The organism is Actinomadura sp. K4S16 (genome assembly GCF_008327685.1).
Classification (GTDB): domain Bacteria; phylum Actinomycetota; class Actinomycetes; order Streptosporangiales; family Streptosporangiaceae; genus Spirillospora.
This window is the reverse complement of sequence record NZ_BDDE01000027.1, coordinates 87,794-104,335: the sequence shown is the minus strand read 5'-3', so window position 1 is coordinate 104,335 and position 16,542 is coordinate 87,794. Positions and strand designations below refer to the sequence as shown.

The 16,542-nt window shown below is 74.5% G+C and carries 14 protein-coding genes; 8 read left to right on the top strand and 6 right to left on the bottom strand.

Annotated elements, in window-relative coordinates; all coding sequences use genetic code 11:
* Nucleotides 1-7: 7 nt before the first annotated feature.
* From K4S16_RS39130 to K4S16_RS39120, 3 genes are all read right to left on the bottom strand, one after another.
* Nucleotides 8-1,279 (bottom strand): cytochrome P450, encoded by a 1,272-nt coding sequence (locus tag K4S16_RS39130; protein ID WP_149264145.1) that lies wholly within the window; start codon nt 1,277-1,279, stop codon nt 8-10.
* 192 nt (nt 1,280-1,471) lie between these two features.
* Nucleotides 1,472-2,461: an MBL fold metallo-hydrolase gene (locus K4S16_RS39125; RefSeq protein ID WP_149264144.1), complete on the bottom strand. Its 990-nt coding sequence runs from the start codon at nt 2,459-2,461 to the stop codon at nt 1,472-1,474.
* Between the two features lie 60 nt (nt 2,462-2,521).
* Nucleotides 2,522-3,682 carry a steroid 3-ketoacyl-CoA thiolase gene (locus K4S16_RS39120; RefSeq protein WP_149264143.1) on the bottom strand — a complete coding sequence of 387 codons (1,161 nt, stop codon included), beginning with the start codon at nt 3,680-3,682 and terminating at the stop codon, nt 2,522-2,524.
* A 255-nt stretch (nt 3,683-3,937) separates the two neighbouring features.
* On the opposite strand from K4S16_RS39120, the gene K4S16_RS39115 reads away from it, so the two are divergent.
* Nucleotides 3,938-4,342: a hypothetical protein gene (locus K4S16_RS39115; protein ID WP_149264142.1), complete on the top strand. Its 405-nt coding sequence runs from the start codon at nt 3,938-3,940 to the stop codon at nt 4,340-4,342.
* Nucleotides 4,343-4,377: 35 nt separating this feature from the next.
* On the opposite strand, the gene K4S16_RS39110 is transcribed toward K4S16_RS39115, so the two are convergent.
* Nucleotides 4,378-5,562: a cytochrome P450 gene (locus K4S16_RS39110; protein ID WP_149264141.1), complete on the bottom strand. Its 1,185-nt coding sequence runs from the start codon at nt 5,560-5,562 to the stop codon at nt 4,378-4,380.
* A 250-nt stretch (nt 5,563-5,812) separates the two neighbouring features.
* Between K4S16_RS39110 and K4S16_RS39105 the strand changes: the two genes are divergently transcribed.
* From K4S16_RS39105 to K4S16_RS39075, 7 genes are read left to right on the top strand one after another with little or no spacing between them, the layout of a single operon-like run.
* A complete protein-coding gene (locus tag K4S16_RS39105; RefSeq protein ID WP_149264140.1) occupies nt 5,813-6,814 on the top strand; it encodes a 3-oxoacyl-ACP synthase III family protein in 1,002 nt (333 codons plus the stop codon).
* Nucleotides 6,815-6,816: 2 nt separating this feature from the next.
* Nucleotides 6,817-7,587: a glycosyltransferase family A protein gene (locus K4S16_RS39100; protein ID WP_235037373.1), complete on the top strand. Its 771-nt coding sequence runs from the start codon at nt 6,817-6,819 to the stop codon at nt 7,585-7,587.
* Nucleotides 7,588-7,603: 16 nt separating this feature from the next.
* A complete protein-coding gene (locus K4S16_RS39095; RefSeq protein WP_149264139.1) occupies nt 7,604-8,773 on the top strand; it encodes a cytochrome P450 in 1,170 nt (389 codons plus the stop codon).
* A complete protein-coding gene (locus tag K4S16_RS39090; protein WP_149264138.1) occupies nt 8,770-10,299 on the top strand; it encodes a class I adenylate-forming enzyme family protein in 1,530 nt (509 codons plus the stop codon). Before K4S16_RS39095 ends, K4S16_RS39090 begins: the two co-directional genes overlap by 4 nt.
* A 13-nt stretch (nt 10,300-10,312) precedes the next feature.
* Entirely contained in the window at nt 10,313-11,239 is a 927-nt protein-coding gene (locus tag K4S16_RS39085; protein ID WP_149264137.1) for an NAD(P)-dependent oxidoreductase, read from the top strand.
* A 49-nt stretch (nt 11,240-11,288) separates the two neighbouring features.
* Nucleotides 11,289-12,023 (top strand): Clp protease N-terminal domain-containing protein, encoded by a 735-nt coding sequence (locus K4S16_RS39080; RefSeq protein ID WP_149264136.1) that lies wholly within the window; start codon nt 11,289-11,291, stop codon nt 12,021-12,023.
* Nucleotides 12,024-12,061: 38 nt separating this feature from the next.
* Nucleotides 12,062-12,925 carry an alpha/beta fold hydrolase gene (locus K4S16_RS39075; protein WP_149264135.1) on the top strand — a complete coding sequence of 288 codons (864 nt, stop codon included), beginning with the start codon at nt 12,062-12,064 and terminating at the stop codon, nt 12,923-12,925.
* Nucleotides 12,926-12,950: 25 nt separating this feature from the next.
* On the opposite strand, the gene K4S16_RS39070 is transcribed toward K4S16_RS39075, so the two are convergent.
* Nucleotides 12,951-14,471, bottom strand: a complete 1,521-nt coding sequence (locus tag K4S16_RS39070) for a serine/threonine-protein kinase (protein ID WP_235037372.1) — start codon at nt 14,469-14,471, stop codon at nt 12,951-12,953.
* Complete coding sequence (locus K4S16_RS39065; protein ID WP_149264134.1) at nt 14,468-16,510, bottom strand: WD40 repeat domain-containing serine/threonine protein kinase; 2,043 nt, start codon at nt 16,508-16,510, stop codon at nt 14,468-14,470. The genes K4S16_RS39070 and K4S16_RS39065 overlap by 4 nt, the downstream gene beginning before the upstream one ends.
* Nucleotides 16,511-16,542: the final 32 nt, after the last annotated feature.

Below are 16,542 nucleotides of genomic sequence, written 5' to 3'. Positions count from 1 at the left end.
GGCGCCGTCAACCTCCCAGGGGGGCCGAGGGCGTGAAGCGCACCGGGATCTCCTTGTAGCCGTTGACGAAGTTGGACCGCAAGCGGCGCGGCTCCCCGGCGAGCTCGATGTCGGGCATGCGCTCCAGGATCGTCTCGAAGATGATCCGCAGGTTCATGCGCGCGAGGTGCGTGCCGAGGCAGTAGTGCGGGCCGCCGCCGCCGAAGCCGATGTGCGGGTTCGGGTCGCGCGCCACGTCGAAGGCGAACGGGTTCTCGAACACGCGCTCGTCGCGGTTCGCCGACCCGTAGAACATCACGACCTTGTCCCCGGCCTTGATCTGCTGCCCGCCGATCTCCGTGTCGACCAGGGCCGTCCGGCGGAACTGGTTGATCGGGCTGACCCAGCGGACGATCTCCTCGACCGCCTTCGGCAGCAGGCTCCGGTCCTCCCGCAGCCGGGCCCACTGGTCCGGCCGCTCGAAGAAGGCGATCATGCCGCCCGCGGTGGCGGTCCGGGTGGTCTCGTTCCCGGCGATCGACAGCATGATCACGAACAGCTGGAACTCCTCCAGCGTGATCCTGCCGCCGTCGGCGTCGGGCGTCAGCAGCTTGGTCACGATGTCGTCGCGCGGCGTGGACTCGCGCGCCGCGGCGAGCTGCCCGCCCCACTCGGCGAACTCGGCGGCGCACAGCGTCGACTCCTCGCGGCCCCCGATGAACTCGGGGTCGTTGAACGCGACGAGCTTGTTCGACCAGTGGAAGATCTTCTCGCGGTCCTCCATCGGGGCGCCGAGGAGCTCGCAGATCGTGTACAGCGGCAGCGGCGCCGCGAACCGCTCGACGAAGTCGCACTCGCCCAGCGGGGCGGCCTCGTCGATCAGCTCGTTGCAGATCTTGCGGATGTGGTCCTCCAGCCGCCCGATCATCCGCGGGGTGAAGCCCTTGTTGACCAGGGCGCGCAGCCGGGTGTGGTCCGGCGGGTCCTGGAACAGCATCATCTGCCCGTACATGGCGATGTCGTCGCTGGAGAACTCCTCGAACATCGACGTCCGCTCGTGCGAGGAGTACGGGTCGGCGCGGCGCGACACCGAGACCACGTCCTCGTGCCGCGTGATCGCCCAGAAGCCCGGCACGCCGTCGTTGGGGTCCGGGTGCCAGTGGACGGGGTCGTTGTCGCGCAGCCACTGGAACTGGCGGTGCGGGATCCCGCCGCGCTCGTAGACGCCCGGATCGATGATGTCGATCTCGGGGGCCCGGAAGGCCCGGGCGAGGGAGTCGGGGGACGTCGCGAGTGCCATGGAAGATCCTTCGTGCCGGGGTGGAGACCACACGAGGCGAGCAGGCCGTTTGAGCGCTTGCTTGGTGCTACGCACCTAGAACAGGTTCTAACATGAGACTCCAGTCTCATCAAGGGTCTCGCCCAGGAGAGTGACCCACGACGCACCCGCCCGGCCCGTGCCGCCCGCGTCCGCGGGCGGCCTCGGGGCGGGTCAGCGGAGTCTGTAGCGGAGGGGGTCGTCGGTGCCCTCGCGGCGGGCGACGCCCCGGGTCTCCAGGGTGCGCAGGTGGGCGGCGGCCTCGGCGGCGGCCATCCGGCGGGCCTGCTGGGCCATGTCCGCCCACGGGTGGCGCCAGGTGAGGCCGGCGGTGAGGTCCCAGAGGGTGACGGGGCTCGACGACAGCAGCGCCGCCACCTCCGCGAGGCGCTCCTCGTGGTGGGCGATGATCTCGCGGGCGCGCTCCCCGAGGCCGCGGAAGCGGTACTGGTGGGCGGGCAGGACCTCGTCCACGCCCATGGCGGACACCTTGTCGAGCGAGCCGAGGAAGTCGCTCAGCGGGTCCACGTCCGGGGTGTCGTACGGGTAGAGGCCGATGTGCGGGGTGATGCGCGGCAGGACGTGGTCGCCGGTGAAGATGCGGTCGCCGTCCTCCAGGTGCAGGCAGATGTGGCCGGGGGAGTGGCCGGGCGTCCAGACGGCCCGCAGCCGGCGGCCGGGCACGTCCACCAGGTCGCCGTCGGACAGCTCGCGGTCCGGGATCGCGGGCGGCGAGACCCGGGCCGGCTGGGCCGGCCCGGTCAGGTCCGACTCGGCCGCGCCGGCGCGGCGGAGCGCGGTCAGTTCGAACGCGCGCCGCCCGCCGTGCCCGACCTCGTTGAAGAGCCGGACGATCGCGGCGTCGGCGTGGTGCATGGCGATCCAGGCGCCCGACGCCTCCCGGACCCGGCCGGCGAGCCCCGAGTGGTCGGGGTGGAAGTGGGTGACGACCACCCCGTGCACGTCGGCGACGTCGATCCCGAACGTGCCGAGCCCGTCGCGCAGGGACGCCCAGGCGTCCTCGTGCTGCCAGCCCGCGTCGATCAGGACGGGCCCCCGGGGGCTCTCCAGCGCGTACACCAGCGTGTACGCGAGGGGGTTGTCCGGGATGGGGACGGGAACGCTCCACAGCCCCCCGCCGAGGTCCTCAGGTTCCGGCTGCACCGAGACCGCCTTTCGAGCCTGTCGTGGTTCGGGCCTGGTCGTGGCTCCGCGGGACGGTGTTCAGACCCTCTCCAGGATCGTGGCGGTGGAGAGGGCGCCGCCCGCGCACATCGTGACGAGGGCCGTGCCCGAGTCGCGGCGCTCCAACTCGTGCAGCGCGGTGGTGATCAGCCGCGCGCCGGTCGCGCCGACGGGGTGCCCGATGGCGATGGCGCCGCCGTTGACGTTGACCTTGTCCATGTCCGGCTTGTGGACCGCCGCCCAGGACAGCACGATCGACGCGAACGCCTCGTTGATCTCGGTGATGTCGATGTCGCCCATCGTCATGCCGGAGCGCTTGAGGACGCGCTCGGTCGACTGCACCGGGCCGTCCAGGTGGTAGTACGGCTCGCCGCCGACGAGGGCCTGCGCCCGGATGCGGGCGCGCGGCCGCAGCCCGAGGGCCCGCGCCTTCTCCTCCGACATGAGCAGGACGGCGGCGGCGCCGTCGGAGATCTGCGAGGAGGTGCCCGCCGTGTGCAGGCCCTCGGGGCCGAGGACGGGCTTCAGCTTGGCGAGCCCGTCCGCGGTCGTCTCGCGCAGGCCCTGGTCGCGGGTGACCTCGCGGGTCTCGCCGGTGACGTTGCCCTCGGCGTCCAGGACGGGCGCGGTGATGGGGGCGATCTCGCGGTCGAAGCGGCCGTCCGCCCAGGCCTTCGCGGCGAGCTGCTGGGAGCGGGCGCCGAACGCGTCGAGGTCGGCGCGGGTGATGCCGCGGCGGGCGGCGATCCGCTCGGCGGCCTCGAACTGGTTCGGCATGTCGAGCGACCAGTCGTCGGGCCGCGGGTTGGCGGGCAGGACGTTGCTGCCGAGCGGGGCGCGGCTCATCACCTCGACGCCGCAGCCGATCGCGACGTCCACGACGCCGGCCGCGATCTGGGACGCCGCGAGGTGCACGCCCTGCTGCGAGGAGCCGCACTGCGCGTCGATCGTGGTCACGCCGGCCTGCCACGGCAGCCCGGCGTACAGCCAGGAGTAGCGGCCGATGTGCGATCCCTGCTCGCCGGCCTGCGTGACGCAGCCCGCGAAGACCTGCTCCACCTCGGCGGCGTCGATGCCGGAGCGTTCGACGACGGCGTTCATGGCGTGCGCGAGGACGGCCATCGGCTTCAGGCCCGCGAGCCAGCCGCCACGCTTGCCGAGCGGCGTGCGCACCGCCTCGACGATCACCGGGGTACCCATGCGGTCTCCTTGTAGAACAGAATTCCTAGAACAGGATTCGCCTTTGACTGTAACGTGTTCTAACTTTCCGGGGGAAGAGCGGTCCCGGTCAGAGGGATCCCGCACCGGACGCCCGGCGCCCCGGGCCTCCCGGCCAGGCCGGACACGCGGCCGGCGCCTCGGGAAGGCGGCCCGCCGGAACGCGGCGTTCGAGGGAGCGTCGGCCGCGTCCATTAGCCTGGGGCGCACGACGAGCCCCCCGCGCCGGAGAGTCCCATGGCCGCAGATTTCGACGAGCCCGTGTTCGACGAGGACTTCGTCAGGAGCGCCGTCTTCACCGAACCGTCCGCGCGCGAGCGCGCCCGCCCGCCGGGGCGGCGCGAGCGGTGGCGGGCGCGCCGGGCCCGGCGGCGCGCCCGAGGCGGCGGTTCCACGCTGCGCCGCCGGGGCCGCGAGCCGAGCCACCGGACGGCGGTGGTCCAGGTCATCGGGGCCGTGCTGGTGCTGTTCGCGGTCTCCTTCGCGCTCTGGTGGTGGAACTCCGCGCCCCGCGACGAGCAGCCGGCGCGGCCGGTGAGCCCGACGATCACGCACTCCCCGGCGCCCGCCCCGACGCCGACGGCCCCGACTCCGACCGCCCCGCAGAAGGACGCCCCGCCCACCGAGATCCCCGAGGTCTAGCAGGGCGAGGCCTTGCGGCCTCGCCGCTGCCGGGGTCAGGCGAGCCGCACCCGCAGTTCGGCGTACGACGGGACGAGGACGCGGCGGGCCGGGCGGCGGGAGACCACCCGGTACGGGCGCCCGGACGACAGCAGGGTCTCCAGCATCCGGGCCACCTGCACGCGCGCCACGGCGGCGCCGAGGCACAGGTGGCGCCCGCCGCCGAACCACAGCTGGCGCGTCTCGGGCACGTACGCGCGGCGGACGTCGAACGGCCCGGCCGCGCCGGTCGCCCGGTAGGTCAGCAGCAGGACCCGGTCGCCCGCGCGGAGCCGCCGCCCGCCGACCGCCGCGTCCCGGGCGACGTGCCGTCCGATGACCGGCGCCGGGGCGGCGACGCGCAGCCCCTCGCGCACCGCGTTGCCGGTGAGGGACGGGTCGTCCAGCAGCGCCCGCTGTCCTCCGGTGTCGTGCAGCAGCGCGGCGGTGCGGACGGTCCCGGACGCCCCGGTCTCCGTCCCGGCGATCACCAGCAGGGTCGCCAGGCCGCGGGCGAGCGGCAGGCCGAGGTCCATCTCGCGGCAGCGGCCGAGCAGGGTGTCCGGCCCGGCCGTCCGGTAGGCGCGCGGGACGCCCGCGGTGATCTCGTCCACGATCGCGCGGGCCCGCGCGACGACCGCCGGGTCGAGGTCGGTGGACGCGGTCGTGCCCAGCGCCAGCCGGGCGAGCCGCTCCCCGGCGGCGAAGAGCCCGCGGTGGGCTGCGTCCGCCCGGTCGGCCGGCAGGCCCAGCAGGTCGGCGACCATGCGCCCGGCCAGCACGCGCGCCGCGTCGGCGACGTCCACGCCCGCCCCGGAGGCGAGGCGCGCGGCGAGCGCGGCGTGGGTCCGGCCTTGGGAACGTTCCACCAGGGCCTGCGCGGCGTCCTCGGTGAACAGGTCGCGGGCGCGGGTGCGGATCTCGGTGTGCGTGGCCCCGCCGAAGAACCGCGCCATCTCGTCCCCGAACAGCTGCGTCCAGAGGTGGCCGACGCCGCCCTCGCCGTTCATGCCGAAGCTGACGTGGTCGTTGAGGACCTCCCGCGCGAGGACGGGGTCGGTCACCACCCACCCGAGCCTCGGCACGCGCGTGATGGGTCCGGTGTGGCGCGCCGCCTCCAGGAGGGCGAAGAGGCCGGGGTTCGCGGCCCACAGCAGCCGCGCCTCGTTCCGCGCGGCGCTCGCGGTCCCTGTGCTTCTCATCCGCGTGCTCCTGGCCCGCGTGCCCGAGATCTTCGCGCTGGTGGTCTTCGTGCTGGTCACCCGCCGATTCTGGCGGTCGGAGCATCCGGGCGGAAGCGTGAAACCCCTCAAATCGGGCTAAGTGGTAGTACTCACGGCGAACCGGGTACAACGCCCGGTCAGGGATGCGTAGGGTTCCTCTCACCGGGAGCGCCCGCGGTCGGCGAGGCTGGCCGGAGACCGAGCACCAGGAACCGGGGGACCCGAGCCCATGAGAGCCCGCATCACCGCCGTCGCCGCGCACCTGCCGGACCGGACGGTCAGCAGCGCCGAGGTCGAGGCCCGCGTCGCGGCCGAGAGCGCCGGGTACCGTCCGCACCCCACGATCGTGGAGCGGATGACCGGCATCCGCGCCCGGCACGTCATGCGCGACGACGAGCAGGCGTCCGACCTCGCCGTCGCCGCGGCCCGCCGCGTGCTCGCCGACCGCGCGGTCGAGCCCGCCGGCGTCGACCTGCTGGTGTTCGGGTCGGCGTCGCAGGACCTCATCGAGCCCGCGACCGCGCACATCGTCGCCGCCAAGCTCGGTGTGACCTGCCCCGTCTTCGACGTGAAGAACGCCTGCAACAGCTTCCTCAACGGGCTCCAGATGGCGGACGCGCTGATCCGCACCGGCCAGCACGAGCGCGTACTGGTCTGCACGGGCGAGAGCCCGTCCCGCGCGATCCGCTGGAAGGTGCGCGACCGCGCCCAGTTCGTGGACGCCTTCGCCGGCTACACCCTCTCCGACGGCGGCGCCGCGATGCTCGTCGAGGCCGCCCCGGACGGCGGGATCTTCTACCGCGACTTCGCCGCCGTCTCCAGCGCCTGGCGGATCGGGACGCTCCCGGCGGGCGGCTCCATGCACCCGCGCGACCCCGAGTACACCTACTTCAGCGGGGACGGCCGCCGGCTGAAGGACGCCTTCCTCGCGACCGGGCCGGAGATCTTCACCACCGCGCTCGCCAAGACCGGGCTGACCTGGGACGACTTCGCGGTCATCGGCGTCCACCAGGTGACGCTGCCGTACCTGGAGACGCTGCGCGCGGTCCTCGGCGTCCCGCCGGACCGGCTCGTCGTCACGCTGCCCGAGCACGGCAACGTCGCGTCCGCGAGCCTGCCGCTGCAGATCGCCACGGCGCTCGCCGAGGGGCGCTGCGGCCCCGGCGACCGGATCGCGCTGATCGGGCTCGCGGGCGGCGTGAGCCTCGGCGTCATGTTCGCGGAGCTGTGATCGTGAACCCGCCGAACCCGATGAACCTCTGGATCGTCGTCCCGGCCTTCAACGAGGAGCGCTCGATCGGCGCGACCCTGCGCCGGCTCGCCGAGCAGACCGACACCGGCTTCACCCTCGTCGTGGTCGACAACGGCAGCACGGACGCCACCGCCACCGTGGTCAAGGAGTTCGCCGCGGACGCCGCGGCGTTCGACGTCCGGATCGTCCACGAGCCGGAGAAGGGGACCGGGGCCGCCGCAGACACCGGCGTCCGGCACGCGATCAGCGCGGGCGCCACGCACGTCGCCCGCACCGACGCCGACTGCCTGCCGCACCCCGGCTGGGTCGCGGCGGTGAAGCGGGCGTTCACCGAGGGCCTGGAGATGGTGTCCGGGCCGCTGCTGCCGCGCACCGACGAGTTCCGCTTGAAATTCTGGGAGCGCCGCCTGCTGCCGGCCGTCATCGACATCGCCGCCCTCTTCGGGCGCTTCCGCCCCGGCAACCAGGACCCGTTCTACCTCGGCCCGTACGTCATGATGCCGGGCTGCAACGTCGCGATCACGGCCGATCTGTACGAGCGGTCGGGCGGCTTCCCACGCACCCGCATCGAGGACGTGCACGAGGACCGCGCGCTGGTCAACCGCGTCCGCTACGTGACCGACGCCTACGGGCTGCGGAAGGACGTCGTCGTGTACGGCTCCGTGCGCAGGCTCCGCGCGTTCGGCCTCGTCAGGACCCTCGGCTGGTACGCCGACCACCGCTACCGCCCCGCGGTCGTGGACATCAGATGAGCGGCGGGGACATCCGATGAACTGGGAGGAGCGGCTCTACCTGACCGCGCACCCGGTCGCCTACCCGTTCCTGCGCGGGGTCGCGCGGCGCGGCCCGATCGTGCGCGTGCCCGGGATCGGCGTGGTCGTCAACGACGCCGTCCTGGCCCGCGAGATCCTCATGGACGGCGAGACGTTCCGCAAGGACGGACCGGGCTCGCCCGGCGAGCTGTGGACGCCCGTCCTGGGGCCGTCGGTCCTGCTCAACATGGAGGGCGACGCGCACCGCGCCCTCCGCCGCCGCCTCACCGACCTGTTCGTCCCGTCCTACACCGAGGACCTGTGCGCCCGCGTGCTCGCCGAGCCCCTGGCCGGGCTGGCGGACCGCCTGCGGCGCGGCGCGACCGTCGACCTGGTGGACGCGGCGCGGGTCATGGCCGGGACCGTGATCGGCGAGGTGATCGGGCTCGAGGGCGGCACCCAGGCCGCCTACCGGGACCTGTTCGAGCAGGGCGAGCGGATCGTCTCGATGGTGTCGCTGCGCACGCGGCGGCTCTCCCCGTCCCAGGTCCGGCGCGCCCGCGCGGTGCTCGACCCGCTCGGCGACATCGCCGCGAAGTCCTACCTGGCGGGGGGCGAGTCCACCGTCATGGGGCGGATGCGGGCCCTCGGCCTGTCGGAGGACGAGGCCCGCGGCGCCGCCGGCGCGTTCTTCCTGACCGGCACCGAGACCGTCGCGACGCTGCTGCCGCGCCTGATCGCCCTGCTCGCCGACCACGGGCAGCTCGACCGAGTCGCCCGGGACGGCGCCCTCCTGGACCGGGCCGTCGAGGAGGCGATGCGGGTCACGACGCCGACACCGGTCATGCTGCGCAGCGTGCACCGCCCGGCCGAGGTCGGCGGGGTCGCGATCCGCCCCGGCGAGCGGGTGCTGATCGCCACCCACAACTGCTGCCGCGCCCACGGCCCGTTCGACCTCGACCGCCCGCACCCGCCCGAGCTGCGCCGCCTGTGGTTCGGGGCCGGGCCGCACTTCTGCATCGGCTACCCGCTGGCCATGGCGCAGATCCGCCTGGTCGCCCGGACGCTGCTGGCCGCCGCGCCGCTCACGGTCACGCGCCGGGCCGCCGCCCGGAACGTCCTGATCCCGACGTACCGCCACCTCGCCGTCCGATCCGGGCGCGGACGCGAAGGAGGGGCGGCATGACGCTCGTCCGGCGGCTCCTCGACCAGGCGGCGCGGACGCCCGGCGCCGTCGCCCTGGTCTCCGGGGACGGGGCGGAGCTGACCTACGGCGAGCTGCGGCGGCAGGTGCTCGCCGTCCGGCACGGGCTGCTGTCGGGCGGGCTCGCCGCGGGCGACGGCGTGCTGTTCTCCGTGCGCCCCTCGCCGGAGTCGCTCGTCCTCGCGCTGGGCGTGGTCGCGGCCGGGGGAGTGGTCGTGTTCGCCGACCCGGGGGCCGGGCCCGAGATGTTCACCGCGCGGCTGCGGCTGGCGCGCCCCCGCTGGTCGGCGGCGGAGTCGGTGCTGTACGCGGGCAGCAGGCTCCGGCCCGTCCGGGCGTACGCGCGGCGGCGGGGGCTGCTCCTGCCGAACCTCGCGGACCTGCGGATCCCGGGCGAGGGCCCGATGCGGCACATCCGCGTCGGCCGCCGGCTGCCCGGCGTGCCCCGGAACGCGCTGTCCTTCGCGCGCCTGGCCCGCGGCGAGGCTCCCGAGCCCGACCGCGAACCCGATCCGGACGCGCCCGCCGCCGTGATCTTCACCTCGGGGACGACGGCGGACCCGCGCGCGGTCGTCCACACGCAGGCGTCCCTGGCGGCGGCGCTCGACCTGTTCCGCTCCCGGCTCCCGCTCGGGCCGGGGGACGTCGTCCACACCGACCAGCTCATGCTCGGCCTGCCGACGCTGATCGCGGGCGCGCGCTGGTCGATGCCGCCCCTGTTCTGCGCGCCCGCCGACTTCGCGCGGCTGATGCGCGAGCGGCACGCCACGCACACGTTCTGCGTTCCCGTCCATCTGGCCGAGATCCTGGACGCGTGCCGCGAGCTGCCGCCGTCCGTCCGGTACGTGCTGCTCGGCGCGGCCCCCGCGCCCGCGGCCATCCTCCGGCGGGCGATCGAGGCCGCCCCCTCGGCGGAGGTCCTGTCGGTGTACGCGATGACGGAGATCCTGCCCGTGGCGATCGCGTCCGCGCAGGAGAAGCTCGCCCATGCCGGGCCCGGCGACCTGCTCGGCGCGCCGCTGCCCGGCGTCGGCGCCCGCCTGGCCGGCGACGGGGAGCTGCTGCTGTCCGGCCCCAACCTCTGCCGCGGGTACCTCGGCGCGGACCCCGTCTCCGAGCTGCCGACCGGCGACCTCGCGCGGCTGGACGGCGGCCGCCTCGTCCTGACGGGCCGCAAGAAGGACATGCTGATCCGCGGCAAGTTCAACCTCTACCCCGGCCTGTACGAGCCGGCGATCGCCGCGCTGCCCGACGTGGCCGAGGCCGCCATCGTGGGCGTGCCGGACCCGCGGACGGGGGACGAGGAGGTCGTCCTCGCGGTGGTCGGCCCCCGCGACCTGCCCGCCCGGCTGCGCCGCGCCCTGCCTGATCGGCTGCGCCGCGCCCTGCCGGACGTCATCGACCACGACGCCCTCCCGGACCGCATCGTCGTCCTGGACGACCTCCCCCGCTCCGGACGCACCCGCAAGCTCGACCGGGACCGGCTCCGAGAACTGGTGGTGCGGTGAGGCCGGTGGTGCGGTGAGGATCGCGGTGACGGGCGCCTCGGGGTTCGTCGGCGGCGCGGTGTGCCGGGCGCTCGCGTCCGAGGGCGCCACCGTGTTCGCGTTCGGTCGCCGCCCGGCGGTGGCCGCGGAGCATGTGGGCGGCGCGGCCTACCGCTCATGGGACCTGACACGAGGCCCTCTGCCGGACGCCCCCGCCGTGGACGCCGTCGTCCACTGCGCGGGGAGCGTCACCGACTGGGGACCCGCGGCCTCCCTCTTCGCCGCCAACCTCACGGGTACCCACAACGCCTTGGCGAGCTTCTCGGGCACCCGGTTCGTGCACGTCAGCACGGCCAGCGTGTACGACCCGTTCCGTCCGAGCGTCATGGCGCGCGAGGACGAGGCCCCGGTGCGCCGCTACATGAACGCCTACGGCGCCTCGAAGGCCGCCGCCGAACGGCTGGCCATGGAGCGCGGCGCGGTCATCCTCCGTCCCCACGCGGTCTACGGTCCCGGCGACACGACGCTCCTGCCCCGCGTCCTGTCGGCGGTGCGCGGGCCGCTGCTGCCCGCCGTGGGCACCGGGCGCCGGCGCATCAGCCTGACGTCGATCGGGAACCTGGTCCAGGCCTGCGTCCTGGCCGCGACGGGCCCGGTGGCCCCCGGCGTCTTCAACGTGGCGGACGCGGAGCCGGTCGCGATCGACGACGCGTTCCGCGCGATCCTGCGCGAGCGCGGGGTCCGGGCGCGCCCCGTGTACGTCCCGGCCCGCGCCGCCCGCCCGCTCGCCGCCGTCGCCGAGGGGGTGTTCCTGCTGGCCCGCCGTCCCGAACCGCCGAGGCTCACCCGCTACGCCATCAGCCATCTCGCCCTGGAGCGCACCCTCGACATCACCGCCGCCAGGGAGTCCCTCGGCTACGACCCCGACCCGACGTCCTTCGCCGGAGCAGCCGACTGGTGATCGTCAACCCAAGGTTGACGATCCAGGATCGTCAACCTATGGTTGACGCATGACCGAACCGCAGCGCCCGCCCGTCCAGGTCCGCCTCGACGACCTGATCAACGGCATCAAGAAGAGCCACACCGACGCCCTCGAACAGCTGACCAGCGCGGTCCTCGCCGCCGAGCACCTCGGCGAGGTCGCCGACCACCTCATCGGCCACTTCGTGGACCAGGCCCGCCGCTCCGGCGCGTCCTGGACGGAGATCGGCAAGAGCATGGGCGTCAGCAAGCAGGCGGCGCAGAAGCGCTTCGTTCCCAAGGGGGAGAAGTCCGACCTCGACCCCTCCCAGGGCTTCTCCCGCTACACCGATCGCGCCCGGAAGGTCGTCGTGGCCTCCATGAGCCAGGCCCGCGCCGCCGGCCACGCCGAGATCACCCCGGCCCACCTCGTCCTCGCCCTGCTCACCGAGCCCGAGGCGCTCGCCGCCAAGGCGATCTTCGCCCAGGACGTCCTGCTGGACACCGTCCGGCAGGCCGCGACCGCCGCGCTGCCCCCGGGCGGCGAGGAGGTCCCCGAGCTCATCCCCTTCGGCCAGGACGCCAAGAAGGCCCTCGAACTGACGTTCCGCGAGGCCCTGCGGCTCGGCCACAACTACATCGGCACCGAGCACATCCTCCTCGCGCTGCTGGAATTCGAGAACGGCACGGGGCTCCTCTCCGGAGCGGGCGTCGACAAGGCGGCCGCCGAGGCGAACATCACCGCGGCGCTGGAGGCGATCGCCGCGAAGACGGACACGCCGTGAAGCGATGAGTTCCGGCTCCGCGCACGGTCCACCCCGTCATGGAGAAGCTCATCAAGGCCAACGGGGTGGAACTGTGCGCGGAGGCGTTCGGTGACCCGTCCGACCCGCCGATCCTGCTGATCGGCAACACGATGCTCACGTGGCCGGACGACCTGTGCGGGCGCCTCGCCGCGCTGCGCAGGTTCGTCGTCCGCTACGACCTGCGCGACACGGGCCGGTCCGAGTCCGCCGACTCCGGCGCCCCCGGATACACGCTGCGCGACCTCGTCGCCGACGCCGCCGGCGTCCTCGACGCCTTCGGACTGCCGGCCGCGCACGTCGCCGGGTTCGGCACCGGCGGCTGGATCGCCCAGCTCCTCGCCCTCGACCACCCGAAGCGCGTCAGCACCCTCACCCTCGTCGCGACCAGGCCCACTGCCCCCGGACCGGCCGACGCCGACCTGCCCGATCACGCCCCGGAGCTGATGGCCCGCTTCATGAAGCCGCCGCAGGTCGACTGGACGGACCGGGAGTCGGTGGTCGGCTTCCTGGTCGAGAACGCCCGCCACGTGTCGGGCCCGTCCTTCGACGAGGCCGAGGCCCGCGCGAACATCGAGCGCGTCTACGACCGCACGGTGCCGTCAGGCGCCGACCCAGGCAAGGCGCACCGGGCGAACCAGATGGGCACGGTCTTCGCCGCCCTGGACTGCGGCGACCGCTGGCGCGAACGCCTCCCCGAGATCACCGCCCCTACCCTCGTCGTCCACGGAGAGGACGACCCCTTCTTCCCGCTGGGCAACGGCCGGGCGCTGGCCGCCGAGATCCCGTCGGCCGAACTCCTCGTCCTCCCCGGCACGGGCAACGAACTCCCGCGCCGGACCTGGGACACGGTCGTCCCGGCCTTGCTCCGCCACACCTCCTGACGGCGAGAGGTGTCGCGGCGCTGTGTCACGGCACCTTCTTGGCCACCGATTCGGCCAGTTCCGCCGCCATCCAGCACATGCCCGAGGCGTCGCTCGACTGGCCGGTGGCGACCGTGCTCACCTGGGTGGACGATCCATCGTTGTCCCACGTGACCTGGCAGGCGCTCTCGTCGTCGCTGCTGTACGCCCGCATGCCGGGGAGTGCGGTCAGCTTGTCGTGCTCGGCGTCGGTCACGTCGGTCCGGAAGAGGCGCACGGGTTTCGGGGAGTACATCAGGGTCAGCCGGAAGTCCTTGTCGGCCCCGTACTGGGCGGTCTGCCATTCGCAGGTGCGGATGTCCTCCGCGGCGTTCTCGTAGCCGCCCCGTACGCCGGTGGAGATGAGCTGGTTGTCCCGGATGATGCCCTGGTCGATCACATCGCAGGGGTCCTGGGACGCGCTGCCCGGCTTCGGCGTCCCCCCGGCGGCCCGGGCGCCCGGCCCGCTGTCGCCGGTCAGGGCGATCGCCCCCCAGGTGAGGGCGGCGGTGAGGACGACGGTGCCCGCGGCGGCGGGAAGGATGACCCGGGGACGCGTCCACGCGGACGTCCGGGGCCCGGCGGGCCGGGTCGCGACACGCGTGTGGCCGGTGACCGGAGGCGGCGGAGCGGGGGTCCACGGTCCGGGCCACCGGTCGCCGGTCGGCGGCACCGCGGCCTTGCGCTCGGTGATCATCGCGCTGACCCGCTCCGGCAGCCAGTGCCCCTCGTCGGCGGACGGCGCGAACCGCGCCAGGACGTCGCCGACCGACGGCCGGGCGGCGGGGTCCTTGGCCAGGCAGGCGGCGACGAACGGGCGGAGCCGGTCGGGCAGCCGGGACAGGTCCGGCTCCTCATGGATGATCCGGTAGACGACGACCGCGGGACGCCCCCTGCCGTAGGGGGTCTCCCCGGTGGCGGCGTACGCGAGGACGCAGCCGAGCGAGAAGACGTCGGACTCCGGCCCGGCCGCGCGCCCCCGCGCCTGCTCCGGGGACATGAACCCGGGCGTCCCGATGACCGCGGTGGACTTCTGTGCGGCGTCCAGCGCGCGGGCGATGCCGAAGTCGATGACGCGGGGGCCGTCGTCGGCGAGCAGGACGTTGCCGGGTTTGAGGTCGCGGTGCACCAGGCCGGCGCGGTGCACCGCCAGCAGCCCCTCGGCGAGACCGGAGCCGAGGACCTCGACCGCCTGGTAGGGCAGCGGCCCGTTCCCGGCCACGGCCTGCTGCAGCGACGGGCCGGGGATGTAGGCGGTGACCAGCCAGGGGCGCTCGGCGTCCGGGTCGGCGTCGACGACCTCCGCGGTGTAGAAGCCGCCGACCTTGCGCGCGGCCTCCACCTCCTCCACGAACCGGCGACGGAAGTCGGCGTCGGACGAGAGTTCGGGCGCCACGACCTTCACCGCGACGAGGCGCCCGCCGGGGGAGCGGCCGAGGAAGACCTCGCCCATGCCGCCGCGGCCGAGCCGGCCGAGCAGCCGGTAGGGGCCGACCTGCGCCGGGTCTCCGGGGCCCAGGGGCTTCACCGCCGGAGCCTCCAGATCTTGATCACGTCCTTCAACCGCGCGTCGTCGGTGGCGGTGGCGAGCGTGCGGCCGTCCCGGGCGAACGCCACGCCGCCCACGCCGCCGCGGCCTATGTCCACCGACAGGAGCCGCTTCTTGGAGGACATGTCCCACAGCGTGACCCCGCCGCCGCCCTCCCGGGCGCCGCGCCCCGCGGCGAGGGTCGTGCCGTCGGGGCTGAGGGCCATCGACTGGAAGCCGGACTCGGCGTCCGCGAGGGCGGGGCCCGCCTTCTTGGCCGCGACGTCCCAGACGCCGACGCCGCCGAAGGTCCCGGTGAGGGTCCCGCCGTCCGGAGTGAAGCCGAGACCGCCGACCCCGAAGGCGTCGGCCTTGGCGAGCGGCAGGGTGCCGGCCGGGGAACGGGACGCGACGTCGAAGAGGGCGACACCGCCGCCGAGGTCGCCGTCTCCGTACCCGGCGGCGAGGGTCTTCCCGTCCGGGCTGAAGGCGACGCTCTGCACCGCGGCGGTCGTGCCCGCCTGGGGCCCGTCGAGCACGAAGGTGTGCAGCAGCTTCCCCGCCTTGACGTCCCAAAGGGGCACCTTGCCGAAGCCTTCTCCCCGGCCCGACCCGGAGCCCGCCAGGTAGCGGCCGTCGGGGCTGAACGCCAGGCCGTCCATGACGAACAGGTCGGTGCGGTCGGAGGACTTGAACGTGACGTCGGCGACCGTGCGGCCTGAGCGCAGGTCCCACACCTTGGCCCCGCCGTGGCCGCTCTCAAGGCCGTGCGACGTCATCTGCATCGGCACCATGTAGCCCATGGCGACCAGGCCGTTCCCGCTGACGGCGACGCTCTTCGGAAGCACGCCCTCACCGGCGCTCAGGGTGGTCACCTTCGCGTGGGTGTTCGCGTCCCACACCGTCAGGTTCTCCTTCCTGAACACCCCCACGAGATAGGCGCCGTCCGGGCTGTAGACGACGTCCCGGAGGCTCTCCGCCGTGCCCGTCTCGATGCTCGCCACCGGGTCGAGCCGGGCGGCGTTCTTCGTTCCGCCCGCCACGGCCGCGGCCGGGCCGTCGCCCGAGCCGGACGAGAGCACCACCGCGGTCGCCGCCGCGACCGCCACCACGACGGCCGCGCCGACGGCGGCCAGCAGGCCCCGGCGGCGCCAGAAGCGCGTCCCGCCGCCCGCGACGAGCGGTCGCTCGCGCTGCTCGGCCATGGCGGCGACGGCGGGCGGGAGCCAGGGGGCCGGCGCGCCCGGCGGGGGCCCCGTCTGGAGGAGGGCGGCCGGCGCCGGCCGGTCGGCGGGGTTCTTGGCCAGGCATGCCCGGATCGTGCCGGCGAGCGGCTCGAGGACGCCGGCGAGGTCGGGTTCGCCGTGCGCCATCCGGTGGACGACCTCGTCGGGCGTCCCCTCCCCGAACGGGTGGCGGCCGGTGGCCGCGTAGGCGAGGACGCAGCCGAGGGAGAACACGTCGGCGGCGGGACCGGGCTCTTCGCCGCGGATCTGCTCCGGCGCGGTGAACCCGGGGTCGCCGATCCGCACGGACGCGAGGGTTCCGGCGTCCTCGACCGCCCGGGCGATGCCGAAGTCGACGATGTGCGGACCGCCGGACGCCAGCAGGACGTTGCCCGGCTTGACGTCGCCGTGCACCAGGCCGGCGCGGTGCACGGCCGACAGCCCCTCGGCGAGCCCGGCGCACAGGGCGGCGACCGTCCCGGCGGGCAGCGGGCCGTGCGCGGACACCGCCTCCTGCAGCGACGGGCCCGGAACATAGGCGGTGGCCAGCCATGGCCTGGCGGCGTCGAGGTCGGCGTCCACCACGGGCGCCGTGTGCAGCCCCTGCACGCGGCGTGCGGCGTCCACCTCCGCGCGGAAGCGGCGGCGGAACGTCTCGTCCCCGGCCGGTCCGGGAAGCACGACCTTGACCGCGACCGGCCGGCCGCCGGGGGAGCGGCCCAGGAAGACCTCCCCCACGGTTCCCCGCCCCAGCCGTCCCATGATCTGGAATGGGCCGACCTGCCGAGGGTCGTCCGCGCCCAAGGGCTCCACGCCGTTCCTCGCCTTCTCGCACCGATCGTCAC

What these genes read in the sequence shown, in the direction of transcription:
- K4S16_RS39130 (WP_149264145.1), bottom strand. Translation starts at nt 1,279, where the DNA reads ATGGCACTCGCGACGTCCCCCGACTCCCTCGCCCGGGCCTTCCGGGCC.
- K4S16_RS39120 (WP_149264143.1), bottom strand. Translation starts at nt 3,682, where the DNA reads ATGGGTACCCCGGTGATCGTCGAGGCGGTGCGCACGCCGCTCGGCAAG.
- K4S16_RS39115 (WP_149264142.1), top strand. Translation starts at nt 3,938, where the DNA reads ATGGCCGCAGATTTCGACGAGCCCGTGTTCGACGAGGACTTCGTCAGG.
- K4S16_RS39110 (WP_149264141.1), bottom strand. Translation starts at nt 5,562, where the DNA reads ATGAGAAGCACAGGGACCGCGAGCGCCGCGCGGAACGAGGCGCGGCTG.
- K4S16_RS39105 (WP_149264140.1), top strand. Translation starts at nt 5,813, where the DNA reads ATGAGAGCCCGCATCACCGCCGTCGCCGCGCACCTGCCGGACCGGACG.
- K4S16_RS39095 (WP_149264139.1), top strand. Translation starts at nt 7,604, where the DNA reads ATGAACTGGGAGGAGCGGCTCTACCTGACCGCGCACCCGGTCGCCTAC.
- K4S16_RS39090 (WP_149264138.1), top strand. Translation starts at nt 8,770, where the DNA reads ATGACGCTCGTCCGGCGGCTCCTCGACCAGGCGGCGCGGACGCCCGGC.
- K4S16_RS39080 (WP_149264136.1), top strand. Translation starts at nt 11,289, where the DNA reads ATGACCGAACCGCAGCGCCCGCCCGTCCAGGTCCGCCTCGACGACCTG.
- K4S16_RS39075 (WP_149264135.1), top strand. Translation starts at nt 12,062, where the DNA reads ATGGAGAAGCTCATCAAGGCCAACGGGGTGGAACTGTGCGCGGAGGCG.